The sequence below is a fragment of the Azoarcus sp. KH32C genome, from assembly GCF_000349945.1.
Classification (GTDB): domain Bacteria; phylum Pseudomonadota; class Gammaproteobacteria; order Burkholderiales; family Rhodocyclaceae; genus Aromatoleum.
Genome location: NC_020516.1, coordinates 4,852,503 through 4,869,296 on the forward strand (window position 1 = coordinate 4,852,503; position 16,794 = coordinate 4,869,296).

Below are 16,794 nucleotides of genomic sequence, written 5' to 3' on the forward strand. Positions count from 1 at the left end.
GCGTCATGCCGGCCAGGTGTGACTGCCGCCGCCGTTCATCGCGAGGTTGCCGCCGTCGACCGGCAGCAGCACGCCGTTGACCGCGCGCGCCGCGTCGGAGGCGAGGAAGACCGCCGGGCCGACGTAGTCCTCGGGATCGAGCAGCCGCCCCTGCGGCAGGCCCGCGAGGATGCGCGGCAGCACGTGGTCACGGAAGCGAGGGGTCTCCAGGTGCGCGCGCAGCCCGGGGGTGAGTGTCTGCGCGGGCAGGATCGCATTGACGCGGATGCCGGCGCCGCCGTATTCGACCGCGAGCTCGCGCGTCATCTGGTGCACGGCGGCCTTGGTGCAGCTGTAGGGCAGCGCGCCGCGGCCGAGGGCGGTCTCGCCCGCGTTCGAGCCGATGTTGATGATGCAGCCCAGCCCCGCCGACAGCATGCGGCGGAGCGCCGCCTGGCAGCACAGGAAGTAGCCGGTGAGATTCACGGCGAGCATGCGCTCCCAGTCGGCCGCGGCGAGTTCGTGCGGACGCACGCGCGACGGGAAGGCGAAGGGGACGTTGACGAGGATGTCCAGGCGACCGAACTCGCGGTCGACCTCGGCGAAGAGCGCGTCGACGTCTTCGGCGACGGCGATATCGGCGATGCGCGCGAGCGGCGCGGGGCCGAAGTCGGCGAGTTCGCGGGCGGTCGTTGCGAGGCCCTCGGCGTCGATGTCGGCAATGGCGACACGGGCGCCGGCGCGCGCGAGGCCGAGTGCGAGGGCGTGGCCGATGCCGCCGTTCGCGCCGGCACCGGTGACGAGGGCGACGCGCCCGTCGAGGTCAAACCGTGGCGGTGGGCAGTTCGAGGCGGGACGCATGGGCGGACACTCCGGGTAGAGGATCGAGCAGGGCGATACGGCCGCTGCTGCCGTCGAGGGCGATCGGGGCGCCGTCGGCGATCAGGCGGGTTGCGTCGGGCAGCGCGACGGCGGGGATGCCCGCTTCGCGCGCCTGGCAGGCGCTGTGTGCGAGGAGCCCGCCGACTTCGACGACCAGGCCCGCAACGAGGCGGAAGAGCGGCGTGACGCCGAGGTTCGCGCCGCGCAGCACGAGGATTTCGTCACCGCGCCAGCCTTCGGCGGGGACACCATCGCCGGCCGCGAAGACGCGCGCGACGCCGCAGACCTTGCCGGCAGACAGCGGCTCGCCGCTCCAGGCGCGGTTGTTGCCGGCCGGACGCGCGGTCGGGATGCCGATCTCGTCCAGCCGCGAGCCGAACACGACGGCCGGCACGCAGCGCAGCCGCGCCGCAAGCCGCGCCATCGCGTGTTCGTCGGCCCGCCGCGCGGCGCGGCGTCGCAAGGCCGCCGGATCGCGCAGCATCGCGGCGAGCTCGCGCGGTTGCAGGTGAAAGATCAGGCCGTCCGGCCAGCCGAGCCGTGCAGACAGCCGCAGCACGGCGCGGCGGATCAGCGCGTGGACGACGGTGTAATGATGCTTGATCGTTTCCCGCAGCGGCAGGCAGTACTGGGCGAATCCGAGGGCTTCGAAGAAGTCGGCGCTTTCGGCTGCACTGAAGCCGGCCGCCATGAGGCGCCCCGCGAGCTCCGCTTCGGTGGCCCTCCTCTCGGCCTGCTGCCGCGCGAATTCGGCGGCCGGATGACGCCCGCTCGCAACGAGGTTCGCGAGCAGTGCCTCGAGCCGCTCGGGCTCCTCGGCAAGCCGCGGTTCGGCGAGCTCCAGTTCGTTGTCGGCGCAGTGGCCGTAGGCCGCGAGGTAGTCCGCGCGGCTGCGGTCGCCCTGTGCGACCTCCTCCAGCCACAGCGCCTGGCGCGTCACGAGGCTCGCGGGCAGGCCGGACAGCAGGCGCGCGCACAAGGCTTCGCCTTCGATGCCGAAGACTGCTTCGAGACGATTGCGGACTTCGGCAGCGAAGTGGAATCCAAGGCGCGCCGCGACGACGAACTCGACGCAGGGCCCGGTACGCAGGAAACGGATCAGGCCGGAGACGGCGCGCACAATCTGCTTCGGGTCGGACGCCTCGACCCCGGCCGCGAGCCCCGCCGGCACGGCCAACCCGGGAAGGATGCCGTCCTCGAAGCGGGCGCGAAGATCGCGTGCGGCGACGCGCATGCCCTGCCCGAAGCGTTCGCGCGCCGCGAGCGCCTGCGCCTCGGTCCGCTCGCGGCCGTAGAGCCGCACTTCCGGGTAGTTCGCGAGCGCGGGGTCGGCGGCGACCGCGGCGAGGTGCTCGTCGATGGGCACGTCGTTGCCAACGCCGAAAGTCGCAGCATCGACTTCGAGATTGAAGCAGGTCTGGCCCGCCACCCGCTCGTAGAGGTAATCGACGCAGCGCGCATCGAAGCGGTAGCCGAGGCGCTTGCGGCCCGCGACGATCGCACCGTGGCGGCCGGCGAAGATGTCGCGGAAGAGGCCGAAGCTCATCTCGGTCGGCGTCGGCAACAGTTCGCCGACGTTGCCGTTGCTCAACACCACGTCCGCGCCCTTCAATACGCCGCGTCGCCGCAGTTCGGCGAACTTCGCGGCGAGACGCCGCCGTTCGGCCGCGAGATAGCGCTCCAGCCCGGCCCCGCCGGCCGCCCGCGCGGCGACGAGCGGGCGCGCCTGCAGGATCCACAGGCCGCAGGCGTCGAGGGCGAATTCGACGTCCTGGGGCACACCGAAGAGGTTCTCCGCCCGCATTGCGAGCTGGGCGACCTCGCGCGCCTGCGCGGGCGTCAGGCAGGCCACGCGCGCGCGCTCGGGGCGCACCGGGTGAAAGCCATCGACGGCGAGCGCCTGCAGCTTGTTGCCGATGCGCCGGCGCAGCAGCCGGCCCTGGTGCGACAGCACGAAGCTGTCGCCGACATGTTGACCGGCGGCGAGCGGCTCGGCGAGGCCCCAGACGGCATCGACATGCACTTCGTGGCGGCTGTCGTCGAGCGGGGCACGCGTGTAGGCGATGCCCGCGGCGATCGCCGGGACGAGCTGCTGCACGAGGATCGCGAGCGCGGCGTCGTGGTGGCCGAGCTGCGCGCGGTAGTCGACCGCCGCGGGTTCGCTCCACGACGCGATGCAGCGCTCCAGCGCCGCGACGAGGGCCGCCTCGCCCTGCACGCCGAGCTCGGTCGCGTAGACGCCGGCGTAGCTCGCCGCGTCGCCGTCCTCCTCGATCGCGGAACTCCTCACGGCGACGCGACAGCCGAGCTTGCGGTAGGCCTCGACGAGCGCGCCCCGCACGGCCTCCCTTTCCGCCCCGCCCGCACGCCACGCCGCAATGGCATCGGCGGTCACGCAGAAACCGGGGCTCACGGGAAAGCCCGCGGCGAGCATGAGCCCCTGGCGCAGCGCCTTGTTGCCGACGGCGCGGGCGTCCGCCGCGGTCAGCTCGGCGAGATCGCGGATCCAGGCGCCGCCCGCCGACGCAGTCACGCGAGGGCCCCGACCCGGTTCGCGCGGCCGGCCCGTTCGGCGCCGAGGATGCGCGCGTCGTCGCGATTGTCGCGCTCGCCGCTCCAGCGTGCCTTCAGCTCCAGCCATTCGAGCGCGAAGCCGTCGACGGCGCCGCCGGCGAGCACGGCGTCGATCACGCGCCGGTAGAAGCCGACGATGTCCGCGACGAGCGGCGCGCTGCGTTCGCGCCCAGGGACCTTGAAGCGCTCGACGCCCATCGCGACGTATTCGGGCACCTCCCACAGCAAGAGTTCGGGGCTCGACTTCAGCCGCGGCGAGTCCGGGTGCGCCTGCCCGCCGGCGGTCAGCGACCACTGGCCGCGGCAGATGCGGTAGCAGCTCCCGCCGCGCGCCGCCGAGCCGAGGTAGAGATCCTTGTTGTCGTCGCCGCGCAGGTGCTTGACGTGGAAGTAGCTGCTCGAATAGCAGCGCCCCGGGCAGATACGGCCCCGGTGGGGGTTCTGGAACAGGAAGGCTTCGAGCTTCATCGGGCTCGCGATGCGGATCTGCGCGGCCTCCTCGACGCCCCAGCGGTAGGGCAGCACGACGTAGTCGGCGCCAAGTTCGTCGTAGAAGCGCACGTCCTCGATGTTGAACACGCCGGCGGTGACGCTGACGTGGATGTCGAGCGTCGGGAAAGCCTCACGCACGAGCGGAATCAGGCCGGGATCGCAGATCATCACGCCGGCCGCGCCGATCGCCGCAAAGGCCGCGACGCGGTCGAGGAAGATGCCGACCTCATCGGGCGCGGGCATCACGTTGATCGCGATGCGGACGTCCTTGCCGTCGCGCCCGGCGTCTGCGATCAGCTCGGCGATCGCGCCGTCGTCGAGTTCGTCGGTCGCAGGGCGCCGGCTCCAGCCGCGCGGACCGACGTAGACGGAATCCGCACCCCGTGCGAGCGAAGCCGTCGCCATCTCGAGCGTGCCGCCGGGAGCCATCAGGATCGTCATCATTCACCTCAAAGGAGTAAGCCGGCGGCGAGGCTGCCGGCGGACAGTTCATGTCTCGGGCCGCCGGGCGGCGCCATCAGGTCGGCGAGCTCCTGCAGCCGCTCCGCCATCTCGGGCACCCAGGGCAGGCCGACGCGCGCGAGCCACTTGCGCCGCAGGGCCGCGCTGCTCCAGGTTCCGGCCGGCGTGCCGCTGACGCGCGACCACAGGCCGGCGTCCGTGCGCAGCCGCGCCGCCGCGTCGCGCACGGAGCGGGCGAAACCCTGCGCGAGATCCGGCGCCGAACTCAGCAGGGCCTCGTGCAACACGAAGAAGCTCGTCGGGACAGGCGGCCGCCGCGAGGGAAAGCTCGCCAGCAGTTCGACGAGGTCGCAGACCTCGCGAAAGCCCCCCTCGGCGACGAGGGCCGGCACCTGATGCCAGTACGTCAGCGCGCCGTCGAGCTCGCCGCCGCGCAAGGCCTCGCGCAGCACGGTCTTCGAACCCGCAGCGACGCAGTCCGACACCTCCGCCGGATCGAAGCCATGGCGGCGCCGGCACGCGGCGCGCAGCAGCAGCCAGTTCTTGTCCTCGGCATGGACGACGCCGATGCGCTTGCCAGGGAGGTCGGCGAGACCGCGCAGGCTGCTGCCGCGCGGTGCGACGAGGCCGCCGAAGATCACCCCGTAGGGGGCCGCTGCGACCAACGGCAGGCCGGCGGCGCGGTGGCGCAGCAGCGACAGCCAGTCGGTGTCGATCACGTCCACCTCGCCGTCGATCAGCCGCGCCTCGGTCGCCTGCCGCTTGCCGCGCATGCGGTCGTCGCCGAGCTGCAGTTCGAGGCGGTAGCCGTTCGCGTGGTCCAGCCCGCAGGCGGTGATCGCCCGCATCAGCCAGGCGCCGCTGCCGGTCGCCTCGAAGGCCGCGCGCAGCACGGGCAACGCGTCGTGCTGCGCATCACGCAACATAGCTTGCCGCCCGATCCATCAGCGTATCGACGCGTTTCGACTTTTCCCTCACCCAGCGCAGGCGCAGTTCGGCGAGCTCCTCGGCGTGGTGATCGAGGCTGCGCGCACCGCCGACGACCTCGTCGATCGCCTTGCGATAGAAGCGCACCAGATCGCGGATCATGCCGACCGGGCGCTCGCGGCCGGACAGCTTGAAGCAGGTGACGCCCGCCGCGACGAAGCCCGGCAGCTGCGCGAGCATCAGACGCGCATCGCGGCGCAGCTTGAGTTCGACCGGCAGCTCGCCCGGCACGCCGAATTCCCAGTTCGCCTGGCACACGCGGTAGCACTCCTTCGCGCCGCGGTTCGCGCTGCCGTGGAAATCGCGGCTGCCCTCGACCGCCAGCCAGTCGCGAAAGCGCAGGTAGCTGCTCATGATGCATTTGCCGGGACACAGCTTGCCGGTCTGCACCGTCTCGAAGAGGAAGGTCTCCAGCCCGATGTCGCTCGCGCGGCGCAGCGCTTCGATCTCCGCGACGTCCCAGCGGTAGGGCAGGATGATCACGTCGGCGCCCGCGTCGCGGTAGAAGGCCGCATCGTCGAGGTTGCTGATGCCGCTGCCGATGCTCACGTGCAGCACCGTGCCCGGAATCTCCCGGCGCAGCGCGCGCAGCAGACCGACGTCGGTCACGATGAAGCCGGATGCGCCGTCGGCCGCGTACTGCAGCGCCTTGTCGAGGAAGCGGCCGAAGTCGTAGGGCGTCGGATAGGTGTTGAGCACGACGCGCAGCTCGGCCCCGCGGCCGGTCGCGTAGGCCGCGGCGTCGCGGATCGCCTCGTCGCTCATCTCCGATTCGTAGGGCCGGCGCGAGAAGCCGAGCGGGCCGACGTAGATGATGTCGGCACCCTCGTCGACCGCCGCGCGCGCCATCTCCAGCGATCCGGCCGGGGCGAGCAGCTTGGGCATGATCAGCTTCTCCCGACGTAGCGCTGACCCGCGCCCTCGAAGTAGTAGCCGTTGCACAGCCCTTCGCGCGCGAGCCCGGTCAGCGTCGCGAGGGAGGACGACGGGTCTGCGGCCGGCGCACCGGCGAAGGCTTGCGTCAGCGCCTCACGATAGATGCGCCCGACGGATTCCGCGTAACCCGCGGCCTCGCCCTTGTTGTGCACGTAGAAGTGCGACAGCCCCATCTCCGCGAGCTTCGTCGCGTGTTCGAGCATGCACAGGTCCTTGCCTGACAGCGTCATCCGGCCGGTGTCCTTCAGCGACCAGTCGGCACGGCTGCCGTCGCCGCGGCCACGCTTCAGCCAGTGTTCCTGCGTGCATTGGTAGGAGCAGGTGCCGTTACCGCACTCATTACCCGACTGAGCGCCGTCTTCGCTATGTTCGAGGATGAAGCAGGTCTCCGAGATCACGAGTGGGATCTTGCCGTGCACCGGCACCAGCACTTCGACGTCGGCATGCTCGGCGATGTAGCGCACCTCGGCGAGCGAGAGCTCGGGGTTCGGATACACGCGGGTCACGCCATAGTCCTTCAGCACCTTGGCGGTCTCGTGGGTATAGAGGTTGCCGAACACGCCGAGGTGGATCGGCAACCGGCAGCCCTTCTCGTTCAGCATCCGCAGCACGCCGAGGTTATGCACTTCGAGCGCATCGAAGGGCAACTCCAGCGCCGTGTCGATCAGGTCCTCGACCCAGCCGAGGTCGCTGTTGCCGGGCACCGCGTAGAGCCGCAGGTAGGCCTTCTGGCCATGCGACTTGACGATTTCGAGGCAGGCTTCGAGCAGCTCCGGATGCGAGCTGAAGTTGTTCGGATAGTCGGGGCAGGAGAAGTCGCCGAGGTAGAGCGCATCGTAGGCAGAGAAGTTGCCTTTGCGCAGCTCCTTGAGGTTGCCGACGTCGGTGGATAGTTCGAACATGTTCTGTCTCCTCAGATTGCGGTGGCGGCGGTGCGGCGCGATTCGTCGATCGCCTGGCGCAGCAGCCGGTTGTCGCGCTTGCTGCGCTCGGTCATCCAGCGCCCGCGCAGGGTTTCGAGTTCGGATGCGAAGGGGCTCAGGTCGGGGTGGTCGGAGCCGAGGATGGTGTCGACGGCACGCCGATAGACGCGCACGATGTCGCGCACGAGCACCGTCGAGCGATCGCGCCCCGGCACCTTCAGGCAATCGACGCCGGCGGCGAGGTAGTCCGGCAGCTCCTCCAGCCACAGCGCGGGGTTCGTCTTGATCGTCATCGGCAGGCGGTAATCGATGTCGTCGACGTTGAAGTTCCACTCCGTCTGGCACACCCGCAGACAGTCGCCGCCGCGCGAGGCCGAGCCGAAGAAGTGGTCCTTGCCCTGCGCGTCGAGCCAGCGGCGGAAGCTGAAGTAGCTGCTCATGTTGCATTTGCCCGGGCAGATCTTGCCGCCGGACGGGGTCTTGAACAGGAAGACCTCGATGCCGACGTCGCCCGCCTGCTTGATCTGGCGGATCTCCTCGACCGACAGCCGGTAGGGCAGCACGACGTAGTCCGCGCCCAGCTCGCGCAGGAAGCGCACGTCCTCGTAGTTCGTGATGCCGCAGCCGACGCTGGTATGCACATTGACGTGCGGCAGGCGCTCCTTCACGAGCCGCATCGCGCCGAGGTCGCTGATCATGAAGCCCTGCGCGCCCCAGCCCGCGTAGCGCTCGACGCGCTCGACGAACATCGGCAGCTCGGTCGAGCTTGGCAGCGTGTTGACGACGATCCGCACCTCCTTGCCGCGCGCCGCCGCGTAGTCGATCGTGCGGCGGATCTCGTCGTCGTCGAGCTCGTCCTGCGCGCCGCGCCGGCTCCAGCCGACCACGCCCACATACACCGCGTCGGCGCCTTCGTCGAGCACCGTCTGCGCCATCTCCAGCGTGCCGCCGGGGGCCATCATCATTGTCATTTAGGTCTCCTTCAGGCCGGGATCGCGTCCCGGCATTCGTGGTCTTCGCGCAGCAGTGCGCCCAGCGCGACGAGGAAGCGCGCGTTGTCGGCCGGCAGACCGACGCTGACGCGGATGTGTCCGGGCAGGCCGTAGCGCGCCATGCATTTCACGGCGATGCTGCGGGCGGCCAGGCGCGCAACCGCGTCGCGCGGGCCGCGCAGCAGCACGAAGTTCGCCGCCGACGGCACGAATTCGACGCCCAGGCGCGCGAGGCCCGTCATCAACAGCTCGCGCTCGCGCGCGTTCGTGGCGATGCTGTCGCGGCGGTGCTCCTCGTCGGCCAATGCCGCGAGCGCCGCCGCCTGCGCCAGCGAGCCGACGTGGTACTGCGGACACAGCCCGCCAAGCCGCTGCACAAGTGCCTCGGGCGCGAAGCCGTAGCCGATGCGCAGTCCCGCGAGCCCCTCGACCTTGGAGAGCGAACGCAGCGCGAGGACGGACGCACCGCGCCGCACATCCGCCGCCGCGTCGATCAGCGGCTGCCCCGCGACGTAATCGCGATAGGCCTCGTCGAGCAGCAGCACCGCGCCGGCGGGCAAGGCGTCGCGCAACCGGGCCCAGGCTTCCGGGCTCATCAGCGTCCCGGTCGGGTTGTGCGGCGAGGCGACGACGACGAGGCGCGTTGCTGGACTCAGACGCGCGAGATAGGCCTCGATGGAGTATTCGCTGCCGGCGAGCGGCACCGTCACGATCTCGGCGCCGACCCGCCGGGCGGCCGAACGGTAGGCCGGGAAGGCGGGGTCGGGGATCAGCACTTCGCCGCCCGCCCCGACCAGCGCCCGCATCGCGAGATCGATCAGGTCGCAGGCGCCGTTGCCGACCAGGATTTGCCCGGAAGGCAGGTCGAGCCGGTCGGCGAGCGCGCCGCGCAGTTCGGAGGCATCGGACGCCGGATAGCGGTGCAGCCGCGGCAGCGCCTGCGCGATCGCTTCACGCGCCCGCGGCGAGGGCCCGAAGGGGTTTTCGTTGCCGGAAAGCTCCGCGACCGCCTCGCCTCCCGCCGCGTAATGCATGTGGATCGACTCGACAAGCACCGCGTGCGGCTCGGCCACCGGGCGCGCCGCGGCGACGCGGGCAAAGGCCAGGTCCAGCGGCAGCCCGAGGCCTTCGTGGAGATAGCACGCCGCGAGCGCCGGCGAACGCGAGATCCCCATTTCGCAGTGCATCAGCACGCGGTGACCGGCGGCAATCCGGGCGGACAGGAAATCCACCGTTTCGCGGATCGTCGCCGCCGGCAAGGGCACCCGGTCGGCCACCGCGAGGCTCAACTGCAGCGGGACCGCCGCCGGCCGCGGAAGCGGCGCGAGCGACAGCAGCGTGTCGATGCCGGCCGCCTGCAGCGCGGCGCCATCCGCGGCTTCGGCGCGACTGCCCACGGCCAGCTGCGGCGTCACGAAATCCATCCCACGCTCCCTCCGTCGTTGTGCGTTTCCGAGATGTCGCTATCGTGGCGACATGCGGAGGCGCGCAACACGGCCGGATCATGAAGCGGGCATCATGATTTTCTGCAAAACCATACCAACGATATGGGTATAAGAAGCCACGGACGCGTCCTGCGGCGGCGCAGCAGGGTCGCTAGCTAGGCCGCGGCGCCGTGGCGACGGCGCCAGTTCAGGAAGGCGAGGCCGCCGAGCGCAAGGAAGCCGGCCATGCCGGCCGCGAGCATCAGCGGCGTCGACCAGCACAGCGGCGCGAGGCCACCGGCAGTGACCGAATTGACGCCGACCTGCAGAAAGCTCTGGCAACTCGACGCGAGGCCGCGCCGCGCCGGGAAGAGATCCAGCGCGAGCAGCGTCAGGCTGGGCATCGCGAGCGCCATGCCGAAGGTGTAGATCACGATCGGCACGACCGACCACGGCAGGCCGGGCACCAGCAGGCCGGACACGAGCAGGTTGAGCACCGCGGCGGTCGCCATGACCGTGAAGCCCGTTACGATCGTGCGCCGCGGATGCCAGCGTTCGGCCACCCGGCCCGACAAGGCCGAGCCGCTCATCATGCCCGCCACCGCCGGCATGAAGAGCCAGCCGAACTGCTGCGCACCGAGCCCCAGGTGCTTCATCAGGAAGACCGGCGCGGACAGCACGTAGAGGAAGAATCCGTTGAAGTTGAAGGCCGCCGCACCCGCCAGCAGCACGAACGCGGCGCTACCCAGCACGCGCGCGTAGGCGCGCCCGAGCGTCACCGGGTGCAGCGGATGACGCGCCGCGACGGGCAGCGTCTCGGGCAGGAAGCGCCAGGTCATGAACGCGAGCAGCGCACCGAAGGCCGCGAGGAAGACGAAGACCGCGCGCCAGCCGGCCAGGGCGAGCAGCGCCCCGCCGATCACCGGTGCCACCGCCGGCGCCACCGCGAAGATCAACATCACGCGCGACATCAGGCGCTGGGCCTCGGCGCCGTCAAAGAGGTCGCGTACCACCGCCCGCCCGACGACCATGCCGGCGCCTGCGGACATGCCCTGCAGCCCGCGCCCGGCCCACAGCCAGCTGATGGACGGCGCCGCCGCGCACACGAGGGAGGCCAGCGCGAACATCAGCATCGCGACGATGATCACGCGCCGCCGCCCGAAACGGTCGGAGAGCGCCCCGTGCCACAGCACCATGAAGGCAAAGGTCGCCATGTAGGCGGTCAGCGTCTGCTGGATTTCGATCGAGGTCACCGACAGCGATTCGCCGATCGCCGGAAAGGCCGGCAGGTAGGTATCGATCGAAAACGGGCCGATGGCGGCCAGCGCGGCAAGGACGAACGCCAGCCAGGGAGACGATGCGGGCATTGGGGGCTCGGGGGGAATTCTTGTATTGTTCGCGGCGATACCGGCATGGCGCCCCGTCCGCGTGCGGACAGGCGCGCAACTGCGGGCCGCCTTCATCCCGTCATGATACCGTGCGCCGCCCTCATCGCCCGTTGCCCGTCACCTCGTTCAGGCGCGACGACAGCTCCCTGTTCTGGCAGTCGATCTCGTGCAGGCGGAAAGCATCCTCCAGGCATTCGAGCAGCGCCGCGTCGTCCCAGGGTTTGGTCATGAACTTGAAGATCGCGCCGCGATTGACGGCGTCGATAACCGAAGCGAGGTCGGTATAGCCGGACAGCACGATCCTCACCACGCCCGGATAAAGATCGCGCACCCGGCGCAGGAACTCGGTCCCGGTCATCTCCGTCATGCGCTGGTCGCACAACACGACCCCGACCGGATGGCTCGCGAGGCGCTCGAAGCCTTCCAGTGCCCCCGTCGCGGTGAGGACGCGGAAATCCGAGTGCCGCAGGGAGCGGCGCAGCGCCGACAGCACATGCGCTTCGTCGTCCACCACCAGCAGCACGCGCTCACGCTGCGGCGCCGGCAGCGCGGGCGGAATGCAGCGGTTTTCGCGCAACAGCGCCGCGAACTCGTCGCCCGGCAGCGGGCGGCTGAAGTAGTAGCCTTGTATCTCCTCGCAGCCGAGGCCGCGCAGGAAGGCCAGTTGCCCCTCGGTTTCGACGCCCTCGGCGATCACCGTCAGCTTCAGGCTATGCGCCATGCCCACGACAGCCCGCACGATCGCCGCGCTCTGCGGATTGGAGGTCACGCCGGCGACGAAGCTCTGGTCGATCTTGATCCGGCTCACAGGCAGGCGCTGCAGATAGCTCAGCGACGAATACCCGGTCCCGAAGTCGTCCAGCGCATGGCTCACGCCCCGCGACTTCAACTCGTTGAGCGTCCGGATCACCGCGTCGGCGTTGAGCAGCACGGCGCTCTCGGTGACCTCGAGCTCCAGCCAGCGGTGCTCGAGGCCGGTGTCGGCCAGGGCGCGCCGCACCAGTTCTCCGACGTCTCCGCTCTGGAACTGGCGGGCGGACAGGTTGACTGCCATGCGCAAGGGCGGCAGGCCCTCGGCCTGCCAGCGTTTCGCGCTGGCGCAGGCCTCGGCGATCACCCATTCGCCGACCGGCACGATCAGGCCGGTCGCCTCCAGCATCGGCACGAACTGCGACGGCAGCACGAGGCCGTGGCCAGGCCGCTGCCAGCGCAGCAGCGCCTCCGCACCGACGATGCGCCCGCTCGCGACGTCGACCTGGGGCTGGTAGTGCAGTTCCAGTTCGCCGCGCTCGAGCGCCCGACGCAACGCCGCCTCCATGTCCAGCTGATGGCGCGAGCCGCCGTCCATGCCCGCGACGAAGAAGCGGCAGCAGCCCGTCGCCCCCTTCGCGCCCGTGCCGGCCGCCAACACCGCCGCGTCGATGGCGTCGGCCGCATTGCCGTCGTGCGGATGCATGGCGATGCCGATGAAGGGATCGAGGAAGACCTCGCTGTCGTCGATCAGGAAGGGCTCGGCCAGCCCCTGGTGCAGTTGCCACACAATCTCCTCGACCGCGTGCAGCCCCTCCGGCGGCTGCAGCAGGCAACCGAACTCCGAAGGATTGAAGCGCCCGACCACCGCCGTCGGGAGCAGGGTTTCCAGCCGTGCCGCCACCGTCCGCGCGAGTTGCACGCCAGCCGCCTGCCCGAGGGCCTGCAGGATCGCGTGATAGCGGCGCAGGCTCACGGCCAACACCACCCGCTCGCCCGCCGCCGCCAGCCGTTCCGCGAGCAGCGCGCGGCCCGGCAGGCCGGTCTCGGCATCGTAGTAGGCGAGATACTGGATCTTGGTTTCCGCTGCGAGCCGCTCCTCTTCCCGGCGCATCATGCGCAGCGCAAAGGAGATGTCCTCGGCGACCTCGTTCAGCAACTGCAATTCCCCGTCGAGGAAGCAGGCGGTCTTGTCCGCCCCCACCACCAGCACGCCGGCGACCGCGTTCTCCATCATCAGCGGCAATGCCGCCGCGGAACGCGCGCCGACGTCCCGCAGGATGCCCTTCCAGGCCGACGCCGGACTCAGTTCCGCCTCGACGTCATTGGCGATGCAGGGTCGCCCCTCGCGGATCGCCGTGCCGGATGGGCTCCAGCCATCGGTGCTCTCGACCGCGCCGCCACGCACCCGCGCGAAATCGGCCGGCGCGCCGGCACGCGCCACCGCCTGCATCCGGGTGCCCCCCGGTTCCAACAGTCCGATCCACGCGAACAGGAAGCCGCCCTCCTCGACGGCGATGCGGCATGCGTTCTCGTAGAGCTCGTAGGGATCGTCGAGACGTACGATGCTGCGGTTGATTCGGCTCAGCATCGCGTAGAGCTGCGCCAGCCGCTCCAGCTTGTCCCTCGCCGAGGCGAGGTCTTCGATCGTTTTCTTGTCGGTCATGGCTACTCCAGTCCGAGGAGCTCCGCCATCAGCGCCTTCAGTTGCCAGCGATCCACCGGTTTCACCAGCACCCGCTCGACGCCGGCCGCGGCCAAGCGTGCACGCGAGGCGGAGTCGTCGAGCGCCGTAACCATTACGATCGGCACGCGGTTCGCGGCGGGGTCGGCCTTCAGGCGCCGCACCACCTCGAAACCGTCCATGTCGGGCATCATCAAGTCGAGCAGGATGAGATCGGGCAGCTCGGCGGCCACCGCAGCCAGCGCGGCGGCGCCCGAGTCCGCGCTCTTGACCTCGAAGCCGTCGACGCGCAGCAGGGTTTCGATCAGTTTGCGATTGCGCGGATCGTCGTCGACGATCAGCACGCTGGCCGGAGAACTCGTGGGCATGCTCTTATTTCCCTTCCAGCAACCTCGCCACCTCGACGAGGAATTCCTTGTACTGGATCGGCTTGGCGATATACGCGTCGCAGCCCGCGTGCAGCATCCGCCGGTCGTCCCCCTTCATCGCGAAGGCCGTCAGGGCGACGATCTTGATGTCCTGCGTCACCGGGTCCGACTTCAGCACACGCGTCGCCTCGAGGCCGTCCATGTCCGGCAGCTGCATGTCCATCAGGATCAGCTGCGGATGGTGCTCCCGCGCCAGCGCGATACCGGCAGCCGCGTCGGTTGCCTGCAGGACCGCGTAACCCACATGGTCCAGCAGCATGGTCACCAGCTTCATGTTCGCGGCCGTGTCCTCGATGACGAGCACCGTCGTGGTCATGACATCTCCTGTTGCGACACCGCCAGCGCACGACGCACCTCGGCGGCGAACTGGTGCTGCTCGAAGACGGCCTTTTCGACGATCGCCGTCACACGGCCGTTGAGCGCGGCGCGATCGGCCGCCGCCAGCTGCTTCGCCGTGACGACAATGATCGGAATCGCCTCCGTCGCCGGATCGCGCTTGAGGGCCTCGACCACTTCGAAGCCGCTCATTCCCGGCATCATTAGATCGAGCACCAGCAGATCGGGCCGCTCCCGTCGTGCTGCCGTGACGCCCTCTTCGCCACTGTAGGCGCGCGAGACGGTATAGCCTGGCTCGGCAAGATAGGCAGCCATCAGGTCCACGGCGCGGATATCGTCATCGACGATCAGCACACTGGCCGGCGAACCCGCCGATGCATGCAGGCCGAGACTTGCGAGCGCCGCCCCCAAGTCCTCGCGGCTCACCGGCTTCTGCAGCACCTGCGCCGCCCCGAGCGAAAAGCCGCGCCGGAAGTCGTCCAGGATGGAGCAGATCACGACCGGCGTCTCCGCCCACGGCGAGCCCTCCTGCTTGATCCGCTCGATGAACTCCCACCCGTCCGCGCCCGGCAGCAGGATGTCCAGCACGATCACGACCGGGCGCTCGGTCTCGATGAGCTCCAGTGCCGCCTCCGCACTGCCGACGCGCAGCACGTCCAGATCCTCGGCTTCGAGTTGCACCCGCAGCAGCGCTGCGGCCTCGTCGTTGTCCTCCAGCACCAGCGCAAGACGCCTGCCCTTGCGTGGCGTTGCGCTCGCCGGCGACACCTCGCCCACCCCTTCGGGCACGCGCCACGGCAACCACACGGTAAAGCCGCTGCCTTCGCCCGGCCGGCTCGTCACGGCCACGGTCCCCCCGTGCAAGAGAGCCAACTTCACCACCAGCGCCAGACCCAGCCCCGTGCCCTCGAAGCGGCGCGCAAGCGAGGAGTCGAGCTGGCTGAACGGCTGGAACAGGCGCGGCGCATCTTCGGCCTTGATGCCAATGCCCGAATCCTCCACCGTGACCTCAAGGAAGTCCGCGAAACCGTCCGGAGGCAAGGGAAGACGCACGTGCAGCGGCCGGTCGGTGGTCCAGTTCTCGATCTCGGCACGACCGACGCGACGCGCCCGCAGCGTCACGCGCCCCTGCTCCGGCGTGAACTTCACCGCGTTCGACAGCAGGTTGTAGAGGATCTGCTTGACCTTGCGCGCATCGATGCAGATCGGCGGCAAGCCCTCCGGCACCTCGTTGCGTAGCATCACGACATGCGCCGCCGCCTTCTCCTTGACCACCGACAGGCTGTCCGTCAGCAGCGTACCGACCTCGACGCGCTCGAGATCGAGCTCCATTTTGCCCGCCTCGACCTTCGACAGGTCGAGGATGTCGTTGATCAGGGACAGCAGATGACGCCCGCTGTTGAAGATGTCCGCGACGAACTCGCGTTGGCGCGGCGGCATCTCGCCCATCAGGCCGTCCTTCAGCACTTCCGAGAAACCGATGATCGCGTTGAGCGGCGTGCGCAACTCGTGCGACATGTTGGCGAGGAACTCCGATTTGCGCTTGCTCGCTTCCTGCAGCTGCTGGTTCGTCTCTTCCAGGGCGGCGTTCACCACTTCCAGCGCCTGGCCGAGCCGCGCCAGCTCGGCGGACTTCTCGCGTTCGCGGACGTGCGTTTCGACGAGCCGCGTGTAGAGCACGCCGCTTTCGAGCAGCAACATCATGAGCACAAAGCTCGCCGCGACGAGCCCGTAGATCCGGCCGGCGTAGAAACCGAGGTCAAAACGCCCCGCGTTGAGCACCGCGGCAAGCGCGATGTCGAGCATCCACACGAAAGCCACCACCATCAGCCACAGGTCGAGGACCGAATGCGGGCGCCGCCGCCATAGCACGATCAAGGCCATCAGGCTGAACGTCCATGTGCAGGAGACGACCACGATCATCGTCGGCGTATAGCGGTTGCCGGTCATGATCGCGGGTATCCATTCGTGCCCCGATGTTGCCAACGCGCCCAGCGCTGCCGCCAGTGCCACGACCGCGGCGACGCTGCCGCCGATCACCGCCCTCGAACCACGCACACCGGCGTCGAAAACCGGTATCTTGCCCTTCAACTCCGCATACGCGATCACGAACAGCGGGAAACCGCCGTGCCAGAACATGTACAACCATGCGGTCGTCTGCGGCCCCGCGCCGAGCAGGCCCTGGTCCGCGAAGAGACCGGGAAAGCTCAAGGCGTGCAGGATCGCCATCAAGGCCGTGTAGAGATAACCCGCCGCCAGCACTGCCAAGCCCGTGGAACGCAGGATGTAGTACTGGCCGAAAAGCAGGCCCGCCGTGATCAGGTCGCAGACGACGAAAGCGGCCTGATAGACCGGGATGAAGGCCCACACCTTCGGCAGCTGCACCTGGGCGAAAGGCACGGCGGCAGCGAAGAAGGCCAGGGATATGCCGATGACCACGAGCGCCAGCCGGCGCTGGCCGCGATCGGGCTGCGCGGTGGCTAAGAAGGCCGGTCGCTCGCTACCAAACCCTTGCTCCATGTCACCTCTGCTCGACCGACGACACGTGCTTCCTCCA

At 69.6% G+C, this 16,794-nt stretch carries 13 protein-coding genes; all 13 read right to left on the minus strand.

What is annotated here, in order from left to right; all coding sequences use genetic code 11:
* Positions 1 to 3: 3 nt before the first annotated feature.
* The 13 genes from AZKH_RS21835 to AZKH_RS21895 all read right to left on the minus strand — a co-directional run bounded on the left by AZKH_RS21835 (position 4) and on the right by AZKH_RS21895 (position 16,757).
* The gene (locus AZKH_RS21835) at positions 4 to 840 is read right to left on the minus strand and encodes an SDR family NAD(P)-dependent oxidoreductase (protein WP_015437982.1); all 837 of its coding nucleotides are present in this window, start codon (positions 838 to 840) and stop codon (positions 4 to 6) included.
* Positions 803 to 3,394, minus strand: a complete 2,592-nt coding sequence (locus AZKH_RS21840) for a PEP/pyruvate-binding domain-containing protein (RefSeq protein WP_041656489.1) — start codon at positions 3,392 to 3,394, stop codon at positions 803 to 805. Before AZKH_RS21840 ends, AZKH_RS21835 begins: the two co-directional genes overlap by 38 nt.
* A complete protein-coding gene (locus AZKH_RS21845; RefSeq protein WP_015437984.1) occupies positions 3,391 to 4,371 on the minus strand; it encodes a peptidase U32 family protein in 981 nt (326 codons plus the stop codon). The genes AZKH_RS21840 and AZKH_RS21845 overlap by 4 nt, the downstream gene beginning before the upstream one ends.
* Before the next feature lie 5 nt (positions 4,372 to 4,376).
* Entirely contained in the window at positions 4,377 to 5,315 is a 939-nt protein-coding gene (locus AZKH_RS21850) for an ABC transporter substrate-binding protein (RefSeq protein ID WP_015437985.1), read from the minus strand.
* The gene (locus AZKH_RS21855) at positions 5,305 to 6,261 is read right to left on the minus strand and encodes a peptidase U32 family protein (RefSeq protein ID WP_015437986.1); all 957 of its coding nucleotides are present in this window, start codon (positions 6,259 to 6,261) and stop codon (positions 5,305 to 5,307) included. The genes AZKH_RS21850 and AZKH_RS21855 overlap by 11 nt, the downstream gene beginning before the upstream one ends.
* A gap of 2 nt (positions 6,262 to 6,263) precedes the next feature.
* The gene (locus AZKH_RS21860) at positions 6,264 to 7,214 is read right to left on the minus strand and encodes a peptidase U32 family protein (RefSeq protein WP_015437987.1); all 951 of its coding nucleotides are present in this window, start codon (positions 7,212 to 7,214) and stop codon (positions 6,264 to 6,266) included.
* A gap of 11 nt (positions 7,215 to 7,225) precedes the next feature.
* Complete coding sequence (locus tag AZKH_RS21865) at positions 7,226 to 8,206, minus strand: peptidase U32 family protein (protein WP_015437988.1); 981 nt, start codon at positions 8,204 to 8,206, stop codon at positions 7,226 to 7,228.
* 11 nt (positions 8,207 to 8,217) lie between these two features.
* On the minus strand, positions 8,218 to 9,651 hold the full coding sequence (locus AZKH_RS21870; protein WP_015437989.1) for an aminotransferase class I/II-fold pyridoxal phosphate-dependent enzyme: 1,434 nt from the start codon (positions 9,649 to 9,651) through the stop codon (positions 8,218 to 8,220).
* A gap of 176 nt (positions 9,652 to 9,827) precedes the next feature.
* Positions 9,828 to 11,018, minus strand: coding sequence for a multidrug effflux MFS transporter (locus AZKH_RS21875; protein ID WP_015437990.1), 1,191 nt, complete (start codon positions 11,016 to 11,018; stop codon positions 9,828 to 9,830).
* Positions 11,019 to 11,139: 121 nt separating this feature from the next.
* Complete coding sequence (locus AZKH_RS21880) at positions 11,140 to 13,455, minus strand: EAL domain-containing protein (protein WP_015437991.1); 2,316 nt, start codon at positions 13,453 to 13,455, stop codon at positions 11,140 to 11,142.
* A 2-nt stretch (positions 13,456 to 13,457) separates the two neighbouring features.
* On the minus strand, positions 13,458 to 13,841 hold the full coding sequence (locus tag AZKH_RS21885; RefSeq protein WP_015437992.1) for a two-component system response regulator: 384 nt from the start codon (positions 13,839 to 13,841) through the stop codon (positions 13,458 to 13,460).
* Positions 13,842 to 13,845: 4 nt separating this feature from the next.
* A complete protein-coding gene (locus AZKH_RS21890; RefSeq protein ID WP_015437993.1) occupies positions 13,846 to 14,217 on the minus strand; it encodes a response regulator in 372 nt (123 codons plus the stop codon).
* Positions 14,214 to 16,757 carry a response regulator gene (locus tag AZKH_RS21895; RefSeq protein ID WP_015437994.1) on the minus strand — a complete coding sequence of 848 codons (2,544 nt, stop codon included), beginning with the start codon at positions 16,755 to 16,757 and terminating at the stop codon, positions 14,214 to 14,216. Before AZKH_RS21895 ends, AZKH_RS21890 begins: the two co-directional genes overlap by 4 nt.
* Positions 16,758 to 16,794: the final 37 nt, after the last annotated feature.